The organism is Sphingobium yanoikuyae, from assembly GCF_013001025.1.
In the GTDB taxonomy this organism is placed as follows: Bacteria; Pseudomonadota; Alphaproteobacteria; order Sphingomonadales; family Sphingomonadaceae; genus Sphingobium; species Sphingobium yanoikuyae_A.
Genome location: NZ_CP053021.1, coordinates 4,391,357 through 4,409,567, shown reverse-complemented (window position 1 = coordinate 4,409,567; position 18,211 = coordinate 4,391,357). Strand labels below are relative to the sequence as shown.

The following is an 18,211-nucleotide window of genomic DNA, read 5'->3' as shown; positions in this document are numbered from 1 at the left end:
GATGCAGATACGTCACTAGGTCGCCTTGGCATCGTCTTTCGGCCATCGCGTATGAACGGGACATATCTGCATATGACTGAAGTCGTCCGCTTGCGCTGCATTCCATTCTTTTTTAAGGAGTAGTGGATTCTGGCAGGTCAAGCGCGAACACGACCTGTCAGGATCGCCCATCACCCGTACAGTCGATCATCCCACCATACCGGTTCCGGCAGGTCATGGGCGATCCCGGCAGCGTCGGGGTGCAGCGGGTTGATCAGGATATTGCGCTCCACCCGCGCGGGCATGGACGGCACGATCAATATGGCGCTGCGCCGCTGCGCATACCATGCCTGCCCGAACGCCTTGCACAGTCCCTCATCCTTTCCGTCCCATCCCGGATGCGCGGCGGTCTGGAATATTTCATAGCTGATGCCGTTGGGGATGGTGATGCGGATATGATGCTGGTTGGGTGGCAGCACGCTGCCCGCATGGACCAGCTTTTCCAGCATCGCCGTCGAATAATGTTCCGACGTGTAGATGATGGGGCTGGCGGGCGTGTTCCACCGCCCCGGATACAGCCGCGCCCCTTCGCTGTCATAGATGGGATGGACGCCATCGGGATCGCCGATGCGATAGGCCGTCAGAACCCGGTCGGTTTTCCTGCCCGTCACACGCCCCCGCCATAGGCGGCGCGGCCGATCAGGTTGATGACCAGGTCCGCGCCCGGACTGGTCGCCAGCGCCACGTCCAGAGGCGCCTTCCCGTCCAGCATCGGATGCGGGCGGCCCAGAAATTCACGGGCGCGCTCCGGCTCTTTATATATGTCGAGTGCGAAGCTGAACACCTTGGCCAGACGGGCGAGGCGGTCACCCTCCTCGCTCGTCAGCCGCTTGGTGGCGGATTTGCGGCGGCGTTCCAGCGTTGCCTTGGGTATCAGGCGGAACTTGAAGCGGGCGTCACCGGGCGCCACGCTGTCGGCCAGATGATCGAGCGCCGCGACCGGCAGCCCGCTTTCGATGGACGACGGCAGCGCCAGGCGCGACGCATGGATGCCCGCCTTCACGCCCAGCAAATCTTCCACCGATTGAAATTGCGTCGCCATGACCATCCTGCCTCAGTTGAGGCATATATATGCTTCATATGAGGCAATGGCAAGATGACGACTTCAAAGCCAGTCGCGCTGGTGCGGTGCCTCGCAGAAAGCAAATGCCTATTCTAACCCTGCTTACATCGACGTCGGTTACCAATAGAGGATGGGCCGGATCAGGCAAGCACACCGAACGCACCAAGGTGAAGACTATTTGCGATATATTACAGTGTGTTATCCGATGAAAAGCGATACTATGTTGTAGTATGTCTTTCGCGCGATGCCGAAATCTCGGAAATCCGCCATATCTGCGTAGTATAAAAGAGTATGACCTCGGCCTTCATATCCGTACCCGTTCCACTTCCGCCAAGCTGATGTCGTCGCGCCGCCGGTCGTAAAGCTGCGTCGTGCGGGTGGAGCTGTGATTGGCCATGGCGGCGGCATTTTCCAGTGTACCGCCATTTTTCAGATAGGTGGTGATGCCGGTCGCGCGGAAACTATGGTTGCCGATCTGCGTCTCGATCCCGGCGGCGCGGGCGCGGCGGCGGACCATGGCATGGGCTTCGGCCTGACGCAGCGCCCGATCGCTCAAGGCGCGGCGCCCGCGATCGACGGTGCGGAACAGCGGCGCCCTGCCCTCGCTGATGTCGCACGCTTCTATATAGGAAAGCAGATACTCTTCCAGGATATGGTGGCAGGGCATCTCATGCCGCTTGCCGCCTTTTTCATGCAGGCGGAGCCATAGCCGCCGCCCCTGCACGAAGACATCCTCCCGACGCATCGCCAGCGCCGCCCCCACGCGCGCAAAGCTGTAGATCATCAGGCCGATCAGTGCCCGGTCGCGCAGCCCCGCCAGCGTCGATATGTCGATCGCGTCGAGCAGCGCCCGCGCCTCCGCCGCCTCCAGCACCGGCGTGCGCCCGGCGCGCGCGCTGTGCGCGGGGCCGCGCACGCTGGCGGCGGGGTTGGTCGCGATCGCCTGCCCCGTCACCAGCCAGTCGAACAGATGGCGGATCGCGGCCAGACGCTGCTTGACGCTGGGCGCGGCGAGCGACTGTCCCAGCATCTCCACCCATGCCGCGACATGGATCGGCGCAATCTCGTCCAGCCTGCGCACGCCATGGCCGGAACACCATGTCAGGAAATCCCGCGCCGCCCTCGCATAGGCGCGCCGCGTATTAGCGTTGCGGATGTTGGCCGCGAAAAATTCCAGGAAGCGCATATGCACATGCGGCGGCGCCTCCGCCACGATCGGCGGCAGGCTAAGCGAAGGCAAGGGGATCGACGGCAGCATGAAAATCGGACCAGATGCATTATATGTGATAATGTCCTTTATCACATATACTGAACATGGAAGGAGAAATTGCATTTCTTCCCCCATGATGAATGGTTGTAAGTCGGTCTTATCCGTCGCAGGGATGCCATATGCCGATCCGGAGTGCCGGACGCGCCCGTGGCGGTGCGTGATGCAAGGAATGACGAAGAATGAAGATCGCTGTTTTCGGCCTGGGCTATGTCGGGCTTTCCAATGCTGTTCTGCTGGCCCAGCATAATGAAGTCGCGGCGGTCGACATCACGCCCGAACGTGTCGATATGCTCAATGCGCGCAAATCGCCGATCGTCGACGCGGAACTGGAAGAGTTTCTCGCCACGCGTCCGCTCAACCTCACTGCCACGCTCGATCCACAACAAGCCCTGGTCGATGCCGATTATGTGATCGTCGCGACGCCGACTAATTATGATGTCGGCACCAACAAGTTCGACACTTCCTCAGTCGAAGCAGTGATTCAGACAGCCAAGGCCGCCAATCCTTCCGCGACCATCGTCGTCAAATCGACCGTGCCGGTCGGTTTTGTGGAGGATGTGCGTCAGCGATTTAACACCAATCAGGTTATTTTCTCTCCCGAATTCCTGCGTGAAGGCAAAGCGCTTCAGGACAATCTCCGCCCTTCGCGCATCATCGTGGGCGAACGGTCGGAACGCGCCCGCATCTTCGCCGACTTGTTGTTGCAGGGCGCGGTCAAGAAGGACGTGGAAATCCTGTTCACCGACCCCAGCGAGGCGGAGGCGATCAAGCTGTTCGCCAACACCTATCTCGCCATGCGGGTCGCCTTCTTCAACGAACTGGACAGCTACGCCATTGCTCATGGCATGGACTCCCGCCAGATCATCACGGGTGTCGGCCTCGACCCGCGCATCGGGTCGCATTATAACAATCCCAGCTTCGGCTATGGCGGCTATTGCCTGCCCAAGGATACCAAACAGCTACTCGCCAACTATTCCGAAGTGCCGCAGAACCTGATCCGCGCCATCGTCGACGCCAACCACACCCGCAAGGATTTCCTGGCCGACCAGATCATCGCGAAGCGGCCAAAAAAGGTCGGTGTCTTCCGCCTGGTGATGAAGGCGGGCTCCGACAATTTCCGTCAGTCCTCGATCCAGGGCATCATGAAGCGGATCAAGGCCAAGGGTATCGAGGTCGTGATCTACGAACCGGCGATGCAGGAGGATGCGTTTTTCGGCTCGCGGGTCGTGCGTGATCTTGGCGCGTTCAAGCAGGAATGCGACGTCATCATCGCCAACCGCATGACCGCGGACATAGAGGATGTGTCGGACAAGATCTTCACGCGAGATCTTTTCGGATCGGATTGATCGTCATTCAGGACGCAGGCTGCCAATCTCGCTCCTGCGCAATGCCCCGTCCAGATAGCGCATGAACGCCGGCGTCCGACCGGTGGCATCGCGCGCGCGCAGCCAGGCCAGCGCTACCACGGACCGCCACGCATCGATGTCGCGGGCGCTGACACCCGACGCCGCCGCATGGCTCCTGCGCAACCGCCTCGCCGCCCAGTCACGCCACAGGTTCGTCACCCAGTCGGTTGGCCCGATGCCAAAGCGCATCAGCATTTCGGATCGCACCACATCGGCCGCCGGATGCCCAGCCGCGGCCTTCGACCAGTCGATCACCACCATGCCCCGCGGTGTCATCATGACATTGCCCAGATGAAAATCGCCATGGGTCAGCGCGTCGCCATCCGGCAATGCCTCCAGATAGGCAATCGCCGCGCGTTGCAGCGGATCGGGCGCGGGGCCATAGGCAATATCGGTCGCCAGCACCTGTTTCAGCGACCGCAAATTTCCTCCACTTGCCCGATGCATGGCTGCATGAATATCACCCATCTGGTTCATAGCCCACCCTGCCCGCATCGGATTGCGACGGACCCAATCCATCAACGTCATGCCTTCAAGTCGGGGATAGATGATGCCTCGCCGTCCGTCCGACGTTTGTAGCCCGATCGCCGCGGCTGTCGGTACGCTGCATGCCGCCGCATGGGCAGACGCTTCGGCTTCGCGGGCGATCATCTCGTCCGACACGCTGTCGCGGAACAGTTTGAGCGCGTGCCCCCCGCCAATATCGAATAACTCAGCGCTCGCGCCTCTGGCGATGAAGGGATAGGGGGACGTTCGGTCGTTCATTCGGGCCTGTTATCAGACCCCGTGGCCACGGTCATGCCCGTGCATAGCGATCCTCATAACGGATGATGTCATCCTCCCCGACATAGGGGCCGGTCTGCACTTCGATGAAGACCATGGGGATACGCCCAGGATTTTCGATCCGGTGCTGAGCGCCAACCGGAATGTAAATGGACTGGTTTTCGGTCAGCACTGATATGTCGCCGTCCAACGTGACGCGCGCCGTGCCCTCCACGATGATCCAATGTTCGGACCGATGGAAATGGCTTTGCAGGCTTAGCGATGCACCGGGCAGCACGGTGATGCGCTTGACTTGAAACCGCCCGCCGATCAGCAGGCTTTCATGCCAGCCCCATGGCCGGTGATCCTTCGGGAACGTCTCCGCCTGCACCGCGCCCTTGCGTTGCAGCGCCTCGACCACCTTCTTCACGTCCTGCGTGCGCGATTTGTCGGCGATCAGCACCGCGTCGCTCATCGCTACCGCGACGATATTGTCGAGGCCAAGGCCGACAATCTCCAGCCCCTCGCTTTCCGATCGCAACAACGCATTGCGGCAATCGATCGCGGTTGCCGCGCCAGACAGCGATACACCCTGTGCGTCGGGTTGCATATGGCTCCACACCGCGTCCCAATCGCCCAGGTCCGACCATCCCGCATCATAGGGGACGACGGATAGATTGTCGGCGCGCTCCATGATGGCGACGTCGATGGCGATATTGTCCGTCTTGCTCCACGGATCGGCCGCCAGACGCAGGAAGCCCAGGTCCGCCTCTGCCTGTTCGACGGCCATGCGCACGCTGCCCAGCATGGCGGGCGCGTGCCGTTCGAACGCGGCGATGATATCCTGGACCGCGAACAGGAAAATCCCGGCGTTCCACAGATAGTTGCCGGTCGCCAGCATTTCCTGCGCGCGGGTGGCATCGGGCTTCTCGACAAAGCTGGTCAGGCTGATCGGTGTGCCTGATCCATCCGGTCGGCTCGCGATCTCCAGATAGCCATAGCCGGTTTCCGCCCGCGTCGGCTGTATGCCGAACGTCACCAGATCGCCCCGGTCGATCGCGGCCAGACCCTTGCCCACCGCTTCGTGGAATGCGGCGACATCGGGCACCACATGGTCTGATGGTGCGACCAGCATGATGGCATCAGGTTGCCGTGCCGCCAGATGCAGCGCGGCCGCCAATATGGCGGGCGCCGTGTTGCGCCCTTCCGGTTCGATCAGGATGGCGTCGGGGTCGATCCCTTCCTGCGTCAGCTGTTCGACGATGATGAAACGGAATAATGCGTTGGTCAGCACCATCGGCCGCGTGAAGGTAAAATCGTCCGTCGCGCCGGACAAGCGACGGGCGACGGCCTGGAACAGCGTTGCGTCCCCCACCAGCGGCACGAACTGCTTGGGATAGGATTTGCGCGACAATGGCCATAGCCGCGTGCCTGATCCACCCGCCAATATGACAGGCGTGATGCGCATGTTGGAACCTGCCGCTGTTGGCTGTGCCTTGTTATCCATCAAAATCCCCCTGACACCATTTCATGGCATCTGCCACAATTCTATGTCCAGATTGCTTACCGCGACAATGCGGCATCTGGATTTTTTTTGCTGCCCGCACCCAATCGACAGCGCCTTCATACCATTGTGTATTCATGGAGTTATTTGGATACCATATGGTATCATAAAGATACCATTTATCTTGCATTGCTCTGTATTATCTGTTGGTATAGCTTCTAACCATCATCCGTCGTCCAGGGATCATCATGGCGCGCAATACCTCCATCGTTATCGGCGATCATTTCAGCCAGTTCGTCAGCGAACAGGTGAGATCGGGCCGCTATGGTTCGACCAGCGATGTCGTGCGCGCCGGACTACGCCTGTTGGAGGAGCATGAAGCACGCCTCCGTGCTCTGGGCGATATTATGGTGGCGGATACCGCCCTGCCCTTCGATGCATCTGTGCAGCAGGGCGGTGCACAACCGGCAGCGTCTGACATTCCTCCCCCATCTGGGGTATGAACGGCGGGAAGACATGGCGACTGACGCGCCGACAGGACGGAAAAAGACGGCAAAGCGCCCAGTTCGTGCTTTCGAGTAGAAATAGGAAAGACATGGTTTTCGGGATGGAGCGACCATAATGGCATCGGCGCAGAATGAATTGTTCCAGCTTGACAGTCCGCTGCTGGGCGAAATCCGTGGCGAACGATCGCTGATGGCCTTTCCCTTTTTCGCGCTTGCCAAAATGCCTGGATGAAGCCGCTGGCCTATTCCACCCCCACCGTGTCGATCGAGGTGCGGCCCAGCGCGCGTGGCGTCGCCACCATCTATGACAAGGAAATCGTCCTCTATATCGCCAGCCTCATGGCCGCGAAGATGGAGGCAGGTATGAGCATTTCGCAGGACTTCACCTTCACCGCGCACAACCTCTTCAGCGTCACCGGCGCCAATCACAGCGCCCGTTCCTACTCCCGCCTGGCCGACGCGCTGGAGCGGCTCCAGGGTACCGAGCATGGCGGCGTTGGAAGCAGCCTTGGGCAGTTCGCGGCGGGCAAAACGCTGAAGCGGTGCGAGGTCCCGTCGCGGCAACCGCAGCGTGATCAGGCTCTGCCCCAACGCATTCCGGGGCACGCGCTGCGCTGCCTTGCCGGAGCGCAGAAATGATCGAGGAGCCGCTTACGGTCGGCGAAGGTCCAGCCCAGCGTCTCAAGCTCATCGGGCGGCACTGACAGCAGCGCGAGCGCGAATTCCATGATGTCATCGAAGACGAGGGCGAGGCGGACCGTCCGTCCGCCTCGCCGGCGCCAGCGCTCGCCAAGACCGCCTGTCATGGGAGCGGGATGATGCTATCGACCGCACGCCATTCGGTGGGTCCGATCAGCCGGTCATGGGCGATCCGGACGGAATGGAGTGCGGCCCCGATCTCGCGGCGCCAATGGTCGAGGAAATCGAACAGCGTGGGGAAGTCGGGCGCAAGATCATATTCCTGCCATATAAACAGCTGGAGGAGCGAGGGCGCATCGGGCCGGTAGTAATGGATTTCGGCTGTGGTGAGACCGTAGCCCTCCAGCTGCGCGATGAAGCCGCGATCGCTCATTGCAACGGTCGGCTGTCAGTCCGCGGTTCATCGAGCGACCGCATCGCGGCGAAGACCTCGTCGATCGGCACTGCGCGCCTGGCGCCGGGCGGCTTTCGCATCGCCGGCTGGTCCTTCACTGCTGAACGGTCGGACGCCCAGGAGGCGAGGATGGCGCGTTTGACTTCCGGCTCCAGGCTCGGGTGATGCGCAACCTCGAAGGGATGCAAATAGCGGGAAAATGGCTGCGACATATACGTCACTCCTTTCCTTGTGTCGCTCCTTTCTCATGCGTGCGGTGTCACACGCGACTCAAGATTTTGGTGCTGATCCGAGTCGCGTCAAGAGGGAATGATGTCCGCCAAATTGCTTAAAAGGGCTGGATTCGCACTCTGCGCGGGCGAGTGCCAAAAATTTTCACTCGGCCTCTTGAACCCGAAAATCTCTTTTCCTAGTTCGCGCGAACCTGTCGTTCTGATGAACGGGAGGGCTATCACATCATTAACGCATCTGGAGGTTTTGCCATGCATTTCCGCCCCTTGCACGACCGTGTGGTCGTCCGTCGCATCGAAGCCGAGGAGAAGACCTCGGGCGGCATAATCATCCCTGACACCGCCAAGGAAAAGCCGCAGGAAGGCGAAGTCGTCGCCGTCGGAGCCGGCGCCCGCGACGACAGCGGCCAGTTGGTCGAGTTGTCCGTCAAGGCCGGCGACCGCATCCTGTTCGGCAAATGGTCGGGCACCGAGGTCAAGATCGACGGCGAGGATCTCCTCATTATGAAGGAGAGCGACATCCTTGGCGTGATCGATAACGGCGTGCCTCTCAAGCAGGCGGCCTGATCGACCGCCCTTATCCCTCGAACATTCAGGAAGGAATTTGAGAAAGGAGCAGGCAGATGACTGCCAAGGAAGTGAAGTTTGCGTCGGACGCGCGTGACCGCATGCTGCGGGGTGTGGATACGCTGGCCAACGCCGTGAAAGTGACGCTCGGTCCCAAGGGCCGCAATGTCGTGATCGAGAAGTCGTTCGGAGCGCCCCGCATCACCAAGGACGGCGTCACCGTCGCCAAGGAAATCGAGCTTGCCGACAAGTTCGAGAATATGGGCGCGCAGATGCTGCGCGAGGTCGCCAACAAGCAGAACGACAAGGCGGGCGACGGCACCACCACCGCCACCGTGCTCGCCCAGGCGATCGTGCGCGAGGGCTCGAAGGCTGTCGCCGCCGGCATGAACCCGATGGACGTCAAGCGCGGCATCGATCTCGCGGTGGGCGCGGTCGTCAAAGATCTGGAGAATCACGCCAAGAAGGTCGGCGCCAACAGTGAGATTGCGCAGGTCGCGACAATCTCGGCCAACGGCGACGAGGAAGTTGGTCGCATCCTCGCCGAGGCGATGGAGAAGGTCGGCAATGAGGGCGTGATCACGGTCGAGGAAGCGAAGAGCCTCGAAACAGAACTCGAGACGGTCGAGGGCATGCAGTTCGACCGCGGCTATCTGTCGCCCTACTTCATCACCAATGCCGAGAAGCTCAAGGTCGAGCTCGACGATCCCTACATCCTGATCCACGAGAAGAAGCTCTCTAACCTTCAGGCGCTCGTGCCCCTGCTCGAGAAGGTCGTCCAGTCCGGTCGGCCGCTGCTGATCATCGCCGAGGACGTCGAGGGCGAGGCGCTCGCGACGCTCGTCGTCAACAAGCTGCGCGGCGGCCTCAAGATAGCGGCGGTCAAAGCGCCCGGCTTCGGCGATCGCCGCAAGGCGATGCTCGAGGATATCGCCATCCTGACGGGCGGCAGCGTTGTCTCCGAGGACCTCGGCATCAAGCTTGAGAACATCACGATCAACATGCTGGGCCGCGCCAAGAAGGTGACGATCGACAAGGACAACACGACCATCATCGACGGTGTAGGCCAGAAGGACGATATCGATGGCCGCGTCGCGCAGCTGCGCCAGCAGATCGAGACCTCTACGTCCGACTATGACCGCGAGAAGCTGCAGGAGCGCGTGGCCAAGCTCGCCGGCGGTGTCGCGGTGATCCGCGTCGGCGGCGCCACCGAGGTCGAGGTCAAGGAGAAGAAGGACCGTGTCGACGACGCGCTCCATGCGACGCGGGCCGCGGTCGAAGAAGGCATCCTGCCGGGCGGCGGCATCGCGCTGCTCCGTGCGATCAAGGCGCTCGATGGTCTGAAGGCCGTCAATGACGACCAACAGTCCGGCATCGACATCATCCGCCGGGCGCTGCGTGCACCGGCGCGGCAGATCGCCGAGAATTCCGGCGAGGACGGCGCCTATATCGTCGGCAAGCTGCTCGAGAGTTCCGACTATAACTGGGGCTTCAATGCGGCCACCGCTGAGTATCAGGATCTCGTCCACGCAGGCGTGATCGATCCGGCCAAGGTCGTTCGCACCGCCCTTCAGGACGCAGCATCCGTTGCATCGCTCCTCATTACTACCGAGGCGCTAGTCGCCGAGGTGCCGAAGGAGGAGAAGGCCCCGCCGATGCCGGCGATGGACTATTGATTGGCGGGAGCCCCGGCGCGCCGGGCCTCCCGTTTTCTCCGATATACGCCTATACTTGAGGAGTCGAAAGCGCAGTTGCCGCGCAACTTCAAAGCAAGTCGGATTGCCGGTTTGCGCTTCGAGGAAGCGACCCGATTCCGCCTCGAAGGTGAGGCAATCATCAAGAGCGTGGGTGAGAAGCGCGACCAAATCATGGCGTCCATTCTCATCCAGCCTTTTCCACGAATTGAAAGCATGCTAATGCTGCCCTTGGCGAATTCGCAAGTCTATGATTTTATTGCGAAATCAACCGCTTAGCTGCCCAGCGATCAAGCTCTTCTGGCACCATTTTCCTTCGGTGAGGAAGGAAGCAAAAACCGCCGGAAACGGCGGTTTTTTTGTGTCTGTCGCAGGTCGAACCGCTGTCGATCCGCTGGCCAACTCATCCCGCCCGAACAAAAACGCCGCCCGGTCCATGATGGACAGGACGGCGCCAATGTCTTCGCAGTGCGGCCAGCCTCAGCTGCCGTTCGGGCCGCCGCCCGGACCGGCGCCACCGGCCGAGCCGGCACCCATGGCACCCACGGCACCGATATTGCCGAAAATCTCGTCGAACAGGCTGCGATGGCGACCCAGCGTCGGGGTCTTGTCACCCATGGGTGAAATGTGCGCGACCTGCTCCAGGCCCATGCGATCAACCGCGACCACGTTACCGGCCGGATCGAACCGGACATGCAGGACGGTCTGCGACACCGGCTTGGGGTTGGAGAAGGCAAGCGAGCGCATGTCGCGCGACACATAATACCAGTCCTGTTCGCCGAACTGGGCGACGAAGCTGGGACGGCCCAGCGTGCCTTCGACCGAGGCACGGTTGTCGATGCCGGGCTGGACGGAGTCCACCAGCAGCTTGTCGACCTGATAGCCCTGATGCGTGCGGATGCGGGTACAGCCCGATGCGCTGATCACGATCGCGCCGAGGCCCAGAGCCAGCAGGAAACGCCCGCGGCGGGACTGGCGGCTAAACTTGCGCATGGTCTTCTCCTGCGGGGACGGGCCCGCGAACCCAAGAAACAGAAAGCCGCCATTGCATCGGGCGGCCCAGCGATCAATATGGAAATGCGCAGGCCCCGGCAAGGGGCGCACGCGCCCGCGAAGCCCGCTGGCCCACATTCCATCACGAAAAGACGGCAACCCATGTCCCAATCCCGTCCTTCCTTCCTCCAGCGCCTGCTGGGCCGCGATGATCCCAAGGCGGGCCTGATGCCGCTTTATCATGCGGTGGTGGCCGATGGACGGCAGCCGCACTGGTATCTGCAGGGCGGTGTGCCCGATACGCTGGACGGCCGGTTCGACATGATCGTCGCGATATTGGCGCAGGCGCTGATGCGGCTGGAGGCGCTGGGCGCGGCGCAGGAGAGCGTGTGGCTGACCGAGCTGTTCGTCGACGACATGGACGGCCAGCTGCGCCAGGAAGGGATTGGCGATGTCGTCGTGGGCAAGCATATCGGCCGGATGATGAGCGCGCTGGGCGGGCGACTGGCGGCCTATCGTGCGGCCTTGACGGGGGAGGGCGATCTGGAGGATGCGCTGCGCCGAAACCTGTATCGCGGTGACGCCCCGTCGACGGACGCCCTGGCCCATGTCGAGGGCGCGCTGCGCGCGCGCTGGACAAGGCTGGCCTGCCTGACCCGCGACGCCTTGCTGGCTGGAGACCTTGGATGAGCGACATGATCGAATTTTCGCGCCCGGTGCGCGCCGACCAGCTGGGCAAGCTGGGTGACAGCCTGGTGACCATCAGCGCCGATGAGGGCGAGCGCGCCGCGCTGATGCGCCGTTTTGCGCTGTTGGCGCTCGACCGGCTGGAGGCGGATTATCGGCTGAGCGCGGAGGGCAGCACGATCCTGGCGCGCGGTCGGGTCCGCGCCGCCCTGGCCCAGCCCTGCGTCGCCACCGGCCTGCCGGTGCCCGAGACGATCGACACCGATTTCCTGCTGCGCTTCGTGCCCGAGAGCGGCGACCTGCCCGAGGGCGAGGAGTTGGAGCTGGACGCAGAGGATTGCGACACGATCGGCTATGACGGCAATGTCATCGACATGGGCGAAGCGGTGGCCGAGACGGTCGCGCTGGCGATGGAACCCTATCCGCGCGCGCCGGAGGCCGACAGCTATCTGCGCGAGGCCGGGGTGCTGACCGAGGATCAGGCCAGCCCCTTTGCCGCGCTGCTGGCCATGGCCAAGGATGAAAAGGGCAAGAAGAAGGGCTGACACGCCCGACTGTTTCCCTTTCGTTCCCATGGTGGCATAAGGCCGGCCATGGACGCCCCGCCGCCCGCGCTGCGCAAGATCATCCATATCGACATGGACGCCTTTTATGCGTCGGTCGAACAGCGCGACGATCCCAGCCTGCGCGGCAAGGCAATTGCCGTCGGTGGTGGCGGTCCGCGCGGCGTGGTCGCCACCTGCAGCTATGAAGCGCGAAAATTCGGCGTGCGATCGGCGATGCCGGGTGCAAGAGCGCGGCGGCTATGCCCAGACCTGCTGTTCGTGAAACCGCGCTTCGAGGTCTATCGCAGCGTATCTGCCCAGATCCGCGCGATCTTTGCGCGCTTCACCGACATGATCCAGCCGCTCTCGCTCGACGAGGCCTATCTGGACGTGACGCAGAACAAGCCGGGGATCGCATCGGCGACGCAGGTGGCGCGGGAAATCCGGCGACTGATCCAGGAAGAAACGGGCCTCACCGCATCGGCGGGCGTGTCCTACAACAAGCTGATCGCCAAGCTGGCGTCGGACCAGAACAAGCCCGACGGGCTGTGCGTGGTGCGGCCGGCGGAAGGCGCCGACTTCATGGCGCGCATGCCGGTGCGGCGGATTCACGGTATCGGCCCGGTCACCGCCGAACGGATGCACAAGCTGGGGATCGAGACCGGCGCCGACCTGCGCGATCGCGACCTGCCCTTCCTCCAGACCCATTTCGGCAGCAGCGCGCTCTTTTATTATCGCGCCGCGCGGGGTGAGGACGATCGGCCAGTGCATGAACGGCAGGAGCGCAAGTCGGTCAGCGTCGAGGACACCTTCTTCGAGGATCTTGTCGCCGAGGACGCCTTGCTGCGCGAGATCGAGCGGATAGCGGAAAGCCTGTGGGCCCGGATCGAGAAGGCGCAGGCCTATGGCCGGACCGTGGTGCTGAAGGTGAAGTTCGCCGATTTCCGCATCATCACCCGGTCGCGCAGCTTTGCCGCGCCGGTTCGATCGGTCGAACAATTGGTGGACGCTGGCTGTACGCTGCTGAAGGCGCAATTGCCGCTGCGCATGGGGGCCCGGCTGCTGGGCCTGGGCATCCATAATCTGGAAGGCGAGGGAGAAGCGGGGGAGAGCGGCGACGCGGGCGCCCAGCTCTCCCTGCTATGACCGTCAGAAGGGCAGCCAGGTCCGCTTTTCGCTGAACTTCATATAGCCCGCATTGACGCCGAGGCGATAACCGACGCCCAGGCGGATCGGGATCAGCACCACGCTGCCCCAGCGCAGATAGCTGGCGGTGAAGCCACCGACCAGATAGGCGGTGCCTTCGGCCGCCGGGAAGCGATGGTAGAGATCCTGGCTGTCATAGAGATTATAGACCAGGACGAAGGTGTTGGCGGCATTGCCACCGACGTCGAAGCCGATCGACGGGCCGGTCCAATAGACTTCGCGCTTGCCCTCGATCTTGTGGTTGAGCGTGCCCGAACCATAGCGCAGGCCGACCACGAAGGCGCCCGACGCCTCGCGCCCGGAAATATAGGCATTGGGCTGGCCCTGATCCTTGAGGATCTTCTCGATGATGCCGGCCAGGCCCTCGGCACCCTTGCCGAACACGCCTTCGGCCGCGCCGATCAGATCATCTTCCTGATAGGATTCGCCCGGTGCCATCGCGGCCGGCGGCGAATTGGAGGTGACCGGCGCGCCGGTGGCGGTGGCACCGCCGACAGCGGGGGCGGCATTATAGGTGCCGGAATCGGTCGAGCTGGCTGGCGGCGGCAGGCTGGAGTCGACGCCCGGATCGGTCGGCGTGCTGTTCTGGACCGGCGGCGGCGCAAGATCGGAATCGATCGCCGTGTTGGGATCGACCGTGCGGATCTGCGCGCTGGCGACCGGCGCCAGCAGGAGCCCGCCGAGTGCCGCCATCAGGGCACCCACCCGTGCGAAGCGGGCGCCCGTGCGCCCCATGCTGCCGATCATTACCCGATACTCCCCGAAGCCCGCTCTTGAAAACATCCGTCAGATTATCCGTCGCCAAGCTGAAACGACAATGAACGAACGCCCACCGGAGTCGATTCTAAGCCAGATTGAATCCGATTGTGCAAATCCGCATGAAAAATCGCACATTTGGACCGTTGCCATGGATCGAAGCCGTCGCTATAGCCCGTCGCCTAGCCACTGCCTCCCGGTTTCCGGTAGGCAAATTCGTGCGGAGACGTGGGTGAGTGGCTGAAACCAGCGGTTTGCTAAACCGTCGTAGCCTTAAGGGGCTACCGAGGGTTCGAATCCCTCCGTCTCCGCCACCTTTCCCTTGATAATGATCCGGCCGCTCAGGCCGCAACATCGGCCTTTGACCGGCCGGTTGGCATGCACGCATGCACAAAGCGTCTGAAACGCCGCATTAACCGCACTTTTAAGCGCAATCGGACGCTCAGGACCGATGGACCTTGGCTTTCGTGCCAGCTATGCAATGCGCGCCAACAACAAAGGAAAGTCTATTCCATGAACAACAGCGACCTCGCCGACAGCCTGGCTTCGGCCAACAACATCACCAAGGCCGATGCTCGCAAGCTGGTCGATGGCGTGTTCGCCGCGATCGCCGATGCTGCCGCGAAGGGCGAAGAAGTTTCGCTCAACGGCTTCGGCAAGTTCAAGGTCAAGGACACGCCCGCCCGCGAAGGCCGCAACCCTTCGACCGGTGCGACCATCCAGATCGCTGCCGCCAAGAAGCTGACCTTCACCCCCGCCAAGGCGGTCAAGGACAAGCTGAACGGCTGAGGAACTGGCCCGGTGCCCGCCTGATGGCGCGGCACCGGGCTTATTCTCCCGGCATCCTCCGGTCCCACACGGACGGATCGCTCCAACGCCCATTGATCCTTGGGCGAAAAACTAAAGGGTTACGCCGCGCTTCCAGATGCCGATGGCGCGTTCGTCATTCAGCTCGTTCCGGGCCGGCGCACCGCTGGCAATCGCGATGATATGCGCCAGCAGCGCATCGGCCGCGGCATCCATCCCTTCCTGCAGGACGCGTCCGGCGTCGAAATCGATCCAGCCCGGCTTGCGATCGGCCAGCGCGCTGTTCGACGCGATCTTGACCGTCGGCACCGGACTGCCGAGCGGCGTGCCGCGACCGGTCGAGAACAAGGTCAGGGTTGCGCCAGCCGCTGCCAGCGCCGTGGTCGACACGGCATCATTGCCGGGGCCTTCCAATATGGTGAGGCCGGTGCGGCTGATCCGGTCGCCATAGTCGATGACGTCGGTGACGGTGGCGATCCCGCCCTTCTGCACCGCGCCGAGCGATTTTTCCTCCAGCGTGGTGATGCCGCCGGCAATATTGCCGGGACTGGGATTTTCCGACACCGGCTCGCCATGGTCGAGGAAATAGCGCTTGAAGCGGTTGACCACCTGCGTCAGCCGATCGAACACGGCCTCATTCTCGGCACGCTGCATCAACAGCGTTTCCGCGCCGAAAATCTCCGGAATTTCGGTCAGGATCGCGCTGCCTTGCGCCTGCGCCACGGCATCGGCCATCCGACCGATCAGCGGATTGGCGGTGAGCCCGCTCATTGCATCGGAGCCACCGCATTTGACCCCTAGGCGTAACGCCGAAAGCGGCACATCCTGCCGCTGATCCGCGCTGGCGAGATCGATCAGTTCAGCAAGCGCCGTCATGCCGGCCTCGAACTCGTCGCTTTCGCTCTGCGCGCGGACGGTGCGCAGCCGGGCGCGCCGATCGGGCGGAATGCGCGACAGCAGCGCATCGAGCTGGTTGGATTCGCAGCCCAGCCCGAGCAGCAACACCCCACCAGCATTGGGATTGAGCGCCAGAGAGGCGAGAATCGCGGCCGTGCCATCCAGATCGGCGCCGAGTTGCGAGCAGCCAAAGGGGTGATTGAAGGCATGGACGCCATCGATACGTCCCTCCGCCAGCGCCGCCCCCTTCATCGCCAGCCGCTCACCCAGCCGGCCGACACAACCGACGGTGGGAAGAATCCAGATCTCGTTGCGCGTGCCGACACTGCCGTCGGCGCGGACATAACCGCGGAAATGCGGAACGGGCCGGTCCGTCGGGGATAGCGGCTGCGGCTGCGCACCGATGAAGCGATAGGCCCGTTCGCCCGAAAGCGCGGTGTGGAGATTATGGCTGTGGACATGCTCGCCCGCCAGGATCGCCCGCGTCGCCAGGCCAATCGGCGCGCGATAGCGGCGGACCGGCGCGCCGGCCGCGATATCGTGCAGCGCGAACTTGTGCCCGGCCGGGACCGGATCGCGCAACGGCACATCGACCATGCCGACCCGCACGGTCTGCCCTGCCTCCAGCGGGTGCAGGGCGACGGCGACATCATCTTCGGGCGCGACCTGAAGGGCCAGCAGCGGGGCGGTTTCGGCAAGGATCGACATGGGTTTGGAATAGGCCATTGCCAGCGTTGGCACAAGGCGGTAACCGGCGGACAAGGAGATCGCCATGCATCCGCTTACCCTGTCGCCCGACCGCCTGTTTCCCGCCGATCCCACGACCCGTTCGATCGCCCGCGCGCTCTATGCCGAAGTCGCCAACCTGCCGATCATCAGCCCGCATGGCCATACCGACCCGGCCTGGTTCGCCACCAATGCCCCCTGGTCCAACGCGACCGAACTGCTGCTGGCGCCCGACCATTATCTGTTCCGAATGCTCTATTCGCAGGGCATCGCGCTGGACGATCTGGGCGTGCCGCATCGTGGCGGCCTGCCCGATACCGATCCGCGCGCGGCATGGCGCCTGTTCGCCAGCCATTATCATCTGTTCCGGGGCACCCCGTCGAGCATGTGGCTGGACCATGTCTTTGCCGAAGTGTTCGGGCTGGACGTGGCGCTGGACGCACAGAGCGCCGACCAGGTCTATGATGCGATCAACGCGGCACTCACCACCGACGCCTTCCGTCCGCGCGCGCTGTTCGAGCGGTTCAATATCGAATTGCTGGCGACGACCGAAGGCGCGGACGACGATCTGCGCCATCATCAGGCGATCCGGGAATCCGGTTGGCAGGGGCGGGTGGTCACCACCTATCGCCCGGATTCGGTGATCGACCCCGAGCATGAGGAATTTCGGGGCGCGCTGGTCCGCTTCGGCGACATGACCGGCGAGGATGTCGAAAGCTGGCAAGGCTATCTGGCCGCCCATGCCAAGCGCCGCGCCGATTTCCGCGCCATGGGTGCAACCGCGACCGATCATGGCTTTGCGACGCCGCGCACCGCCAACCTGTCGACCGTGGAATGCGAGGCGCTGTTCGCGAAGATCGTCGGCGGCTCGGCCGATGCCGACGATGCCGAGCTGTTCCGCGCCCAGATGCTGACCGAAATGGCCAAGATGAGCCAGGCGGACGGCATGGTGATGCAGATCCATCCCGGTTCCTGCCGCAACCATAATGCGGCGCTGTTCCACAGCCATGGTCGCGACAAGGGCGCCGACATCCCGATGCGCACCGACTATGTCGGTGCCCTCAAGCCGATGCTGGACGTGGTCGGCAACGACGCCAATCTGACCATCATTCTCTTCACCCTGGACGAGACCACCTATGCCCGCGAACTGGCGCCGCTGGCCGGCCATTATCCCTGCCTGCGGCTGGGCCCGGCCTGGTGGTTCCATGACAGCCCGGAAGGGATGCGCCGCTTCCGCGAGATGACGACGGAGACCGCCGGCTTCTACAATACGGTCGGGTTCAACGACGACACCCGCGCCTTCCTGTCGATCCCGGCGCGGCATGATGTCGCCCGTCGCATCGACTGCGCCTTCCTGGCGCGGCTGGTCGCCGAACATCGGCTGGCCGACTGGGAAGCGGGCGAGCTGGCGCAGGAACTGACCGTCGGGCTGGTGCGCCGCGCCTATCGGCTTTGATCGG

The 18,211-nt window shown here is 63.0% G+C and carries 21 protein-coding genes and 1 tRNA gene; 12 read left to right on the top strand and 10 right to left on the bottom strand.

The window, feature by feature from the left end; all coding sequences use genetic code 11:
• Positions 1-170 precede the first annotated feature (170 nt).
• The 3 genes from HH800_RS21290 to HH800_RS21280 all read right to left on the bottom strand — a co-directional run bounded on the left by HH800_RS21290 (position 171) and on the right by HH800_RS21280 (position 2,366).
• Entirely contained in the window at positions 171-650 is a 480-nt protein-coding gene (locus tag HH800_RS21290) for an RES family NAD+ phosphorylase (protein WP_069338987.1), read from the bottom strand.
• Positions 647-1,081 carry an antitoxin Xre/MbcA/ParS toxin-binding domain-containing protein gene (locus tag HH800_RS21285; protein ID WP_069338986.1) on the bottom strand — a complete coding sequence of 145 codons (435 nt, stop codon included), beginning with the start codon at positions 1,079-1,081 and terminating at the stop codon, positions 647-649. The genes HH800_RS21290 and HH800_RS21285 overlap by 4 nt, the downstream gene beginning before the upstream one ends.
• Before the next feature lie 325 nt (positions 1,082-1,406).
• On the bottom strand, positions 1,407-2,366 hold the full coding sequence (locus HH800_RS21280; RefSeq protein WP_419248232.1) for a tyrosine-type recombinase/integrase: 960 nt from the start codon (positions 2,364-2,366) through the stop codon (positions 1,407-1,409).
• A gap of 185 nt (positions 2,367-2,551) precedes the next feature.
• Between HH800_RS21280 and HH800_RS21275 the strand changes: the two genes are divergently transcribed.
• Positions 2,552-3,718 carry a nucleotide sugar dehydrogenase gene (locus HH800_RS21275; protein ID WP_169862251.1) on the top strand — a complete coding sequence of 389 codons (1,167 nt, stop codon included), beginning with the start codon at positions 2,552-2,554 and terminating at the stop codon, positions 3,716-3,718.
• 3 nt (positions 3,719-3,721) lie between these two features.
• Here HH800_RS21275 and HH800_RS21270 read toward each other — a convergent pair whose 3' ends face one another.
• On the bottom strand, positions 3,722-4,543 hold the full coding sequence (locus HH800_RS21270) for a phosphotransferase family protein (protein WP_069338983.1): 822 nt from the start codon (positions 4,541-4,543) through the stop codon (positions 3,722-3,724).
• Positions 4,544-4,574: 31 nt separating this feature from the next.
• Positions 4,575-6,047 (bottom strand): mannose-1-phosphate guanylyltransferase/mannose-6-phosphate isomerase, encoded by a 1,473-nt coding sequence (locus HH800_RS21265; RefSeq protein WP_235681932.1) that lies wholly within the window; start codon positions 6,045-6,047, stop codon positions 4,575-4,577.
• A gap of 245 nt (positions 6,048-6,292) precedes the next feature.
• Here HH800_RS21265 and HH800_RS21260 point away from each other — a divergent pair, with 245 nt between their 5' ends.
• Complete coding sequence (locus HH800_RS21260; RefSeq protein ID WP_069338982.1) at positions 6,293-6,547, top strand: type II toxin-antitoxin system ParD family antitoxin; 255 nt, start codon at positions 6,293-6,295, stop codon at positions 6,545-6,547.
• Between the two features lie 231 nt (positions 6,548-6,778).
• Positions 6,779-7,189, top strand: a complete 411-nt coding sequence (locus tag HH800_RS29150; RefSeq protein WP_234792537.1) for a replication initiator protein A — start codon at positions 6,779-6,781, stop codon at positions 7,187-7,189.
• Positions 7,190-7,352: 163 nt separating this feature from the next.
• On the opposite strand, the gene HH800_RS21250 is transcribed toward HH800_RS29150, so the two are convergent.
• Both HH800_RS21250 and HH800_RS21245 read right to left on the bottom strand, forming a co-directional pair.
• Entirely contained in the window at positions 7,353-7,622 is a 270-nt protein-coding gene (locus HH800_RS21250) for an usg protein (protein WP_069338981.1), read from the bottom strand.
• Positions 7,619-7,855 carry a hypothetical protein gene (locus HH800_RS21245; RefSeq protein WP_048937987.1) on the bottom strand — a complete coding sequence of 79 codons (237 nt, stop codon included), beginning with the start codon at positions 7,853-7,855 and terminating at the stop codon, positions 7,619-7,621. The genes HH800_RS21250 and HH800_RS21245 overlap by 4 nt, the downstream gene beginning before the upstream one ends.
• Before the next feature lie 270 nt (positions 7,856-8,125).
• Between HH800_RS21245 and groES the strand changes: the two genes are divergently transcribed.
• From groES to HH800_RS21230, 3 genes are all read left to right on the top strand, one after another.
• On the top strand, positions 8,126-8,440 hold the full coding sequence (gene groES / locus HH800_RS21240; protein ID WP_048937988.1) for a co-chaperone GroES: 315 nt from the start codon (positions 8,126-8,128) through the stop codon (positions 8,438-8,440).
• Between the two features lie 56 nt (positions 8,441-8,496).
• Positions 8,497-10,116: a chaperonin GroEL gene (gene groL / locus HH800_RS21235; RefSeq protein WP_048937989.1), complete on the top strand. Its 1,620-nt coding sequence runs from the start codon at positions 8,497-8,499 to the stop codon at positions 10,114-10,116.
• A gap of 75 nt (positions 10,117-10,191) precedes the next feature.
• Entirely contained in the window at positions 10,192-10,413 is a 222-nt protein-coding gene (locus HH800_RS21230; RefSeq protein WP_139150161.1) for a hypothetical protein, read from the top strand.
• Between the two features lie 201 nt (positions 10,414-10,614).
• Here the strand turns inward: HH800_RS21230 and HH800_RS21225 are convergent, their stop codons facing one another.
• The gene (locus tag HH800_RS21225) at positions 10,615-11,127 is read right to left on the bottom strand and encodes an outer membrane protein assembly factor BamE (RefSeq protein WP_029547427.1); all 513 of its coding nucleotides are present in this window, start codon (positions 11,125-11,127) and stop codon (positions 10,615-10,617) included.
• A 162-nt stretch (positions 11,128-11,289) separates the two neighbouring features.
• Between HH800_RS21225 and HH800_RS21220 the strand changes: the two genes are divergently transcribed.
• Genes HH800_RS21220 through dinB form a run of 3 tightly spaced genes read left to right on the top strand, consistent with a single transcriptional unit; the run spans position 11,290 to position 13,505 of the window.
• The gene (locus HH800_RS21220; protein WP_169862249.1) at positions 11,290-11,817 is read left to right on the top strand and encodes a ubiquinol-cytochrome C chaperone family protein; all 528 of its coding nucleotides are present in this window, start codon (positions 11,290-11,292) and stop codon (positions 11,815-11,817) included.
• Positions 11,814-12,359 (top strand): YceD family protein, encoded by a 546-nt coding sequence (locus HH800_RS21215; RefSeq protein ID WP_004209271.1) that lies wholly within the window; start codon positions 11,814-11,816, stop codon positions 12,357-12,359. The genes HH800_RS21220 and HH800_RS21215 overlap by 4 nt, the downstream gene beginning before the upstream one ends.
• 48 nt (positions 12,360-12,407) lie before the next feature.
• Positions 12,408-13,505, top strand: a complete 1,098-nt coding sequence (dinB, locus tag HH800_RS21210; RefSeq protein WP_169862247.1) for a DNA polymerase IV — start codon at positions 12,408-12,410, stop codon at positions 13,503-13,505.
• Positions 13,506-13,508: 3 nt separating this feature from the next.
• Here the strand turns inward: dinB and HH800_RS21205 are convergent, their stop codons facing one another.
• Positions 13,509-14,312 (bottom strand): DUF1134 domain-containing protein, encoded by an 804-nt coding sequence (locus HH800_RS21205; protein ID WP_169862246.1) that lies wholly within the window; start codon positions 14,310-14,312, stop codon positions 13,509-13,511.
• A 231-nt stretch (positions 14,313-14,543) separates the two neighbouring features.
• Here HH800_RS21205 and HH800_RS21200 point away from each other — a divergent pair.
• Positions 14,544-14,635: transfer RNA gene (locus HH800_RS21200), tRNA-Ser, on the top strand.
• Between the two features lie 199 nt (positions 14,636-14,834).
• Positions 14,835-15,110, top strand: a complete 276-nt coding sequence (locus HH800_RS21195) for an HU family DNA-binding protein (RefSeq protein ID WP_017499409.1) — start codon at positions 14,835-14,837, stop codon at positions 15,108-15,110.
• A 111-nt stretch (positions 15,111-15,221) separates the two neighbouring features.
• Here HH800_RS21195 and HH800_RS21190 read toward each other — a convergent pair whose 3' ends face one another.
• Entirely contained in the window at positions 15,222-16,751 is a 1,530-nt protein-coding gene (locus HH800_RS21190; protein WP_169862244.1) for a UxaA family hydrolase, read from the bottom strand.
• Between the two features lie 46 nt (positions 16,752-16,797).
• On the opposite strand from HH800_RS21190, the gene uxaC reads away from it, so the two are divergent.
• Positions 16,798-18,207, top strand: coding sequence for a glucuronate isomerase (gene uxaC / locus HH800_RS21185; protein ID WP_169862242.1), 1,410 nt, complete (start codon positions 16,798-16,800; stop codon positions 18,205-18,207).
• Positions 18,208-18,211 lie beyond the last annotated feature (4 nt).

Coding starts and splice junctions, on each gene's coding strand:
- uxaC (WP_169862242.1), top strand. CDS start 16,798: ATGCATCCGCTTACCCTGTCGCCCGACCGCCTGTTTCCCGCCGATCCC.
- dinB (WP_169862247.1), top strand. CDS start 12,408: ATGGACGCCCCGCCGCCCGCGCTGCGCAAGATCATCCATATCGACATG.
- HH800_RS21285 (WP_069338986.1), bottom strand. CDS start 1,081: ATGGCGACGCAATTTCAATCGGTGGAAGATTTGCTGGGCGTGAAGGCG.
- HH800_RS21250 (WP_069338981.1), bottom strand. CDS start 7,622: ATGAGCGATCGCGGCTTCATCGCGCAGCTGGAGGGCTACGGTCTCACC.
- groES (WP_048937988.1), top strand. CDS start 8,126: ATGCATTTCCGCCCCTTGCACGACCGTGTGGTCGTCCGTCGCATCGAA.
- HH800_RS21270 (WP_069338983.1), bottom strand. CDS start 4,543: ATGAACGACCGAACGTCCCCCTATCCCTTCATCGCCAGAGGCGCGAGC.
- HH800_RS21190 (WP_169862244.1), bottom strand. CDS start 16,751: ATGGCCTATTCCAAACCCATGTCGATCCTTGCCGAAACCGCCCCGCTG.
- HH800_RS21215 (WP_004209271.1), top strand. CDS start 11,814: ATGAGCGACATGATCGAATTTTCGCGCCCGGTGCGCGCCGACCAGCTG.
- HH800_RS21220 (WP_169862249.1), top strand. CDS start 11,290: ATGTCCCAATCCCGTCCTTCCTTCCTCCAGCGCCTGCTGGGCCGCGAT.
- HH800_RS21225 (WP_029547427.1), bottom strand. CDS start 11,127: ATGCGCAAGTTTAGCCGCCAGTCCCGCCGCGGGCGTTTCCTGCTGGCT.
- HH800_RS21260 (WP_069338982.1), top strand. CDS start 6,293: ATGGCGCGCAATACCTCCATCGTTATCGGCGATCATTTCAGCCAGTTC.
- HH800_RS29150 (WP_234792537.1), top strand. CDS start 6,779: ATGAAGCCGCTGGCCTATTCCACCCCCACCGTGTCGATCGAGGTGCGG.
- HH800_RS21195 (WP_017499409.1), top strand. CDS start 14,835: ATGAACAACAGCGACCTCGCCGACAGCCTGGCTTCGGCCAACAACATC.
- HH800_RS21245 (WP_048937987.1), bottom strand. CDS start 7,855: ATGTCGCAGCCATTTTCCCGCTATTTGCATCCCTTCGAGGTTGCGCAT.
- HH800_RS21265 (WP_235681932.1), bottom strand. CDS start 6,047: ATGGATAACAAGGCACAGCCAACAGCGGCAGGTTCCAACATGCGCATC.
- HH800_RS21205 (WP_169862246.1), bottom strand. CDS start 14,312: ATGATCGGCAGCATGGGGCGCACGGGCGCCCGCTTCGCACGGGTGGGT.
- HH800_RS21275 (WP_169862251.1), top strand. CDS start 2,552: ATGAAGATCGCTGTTTTCGGCCTGGGCTATGTCGGGCTTTCCAATGCT.
- groL (WP_048937989.1), top strand. CDS start 8,497: ATGACTGCCAAGGAAGTGAAGTTTGCGTCGGACGCGCGTGACCGCATG.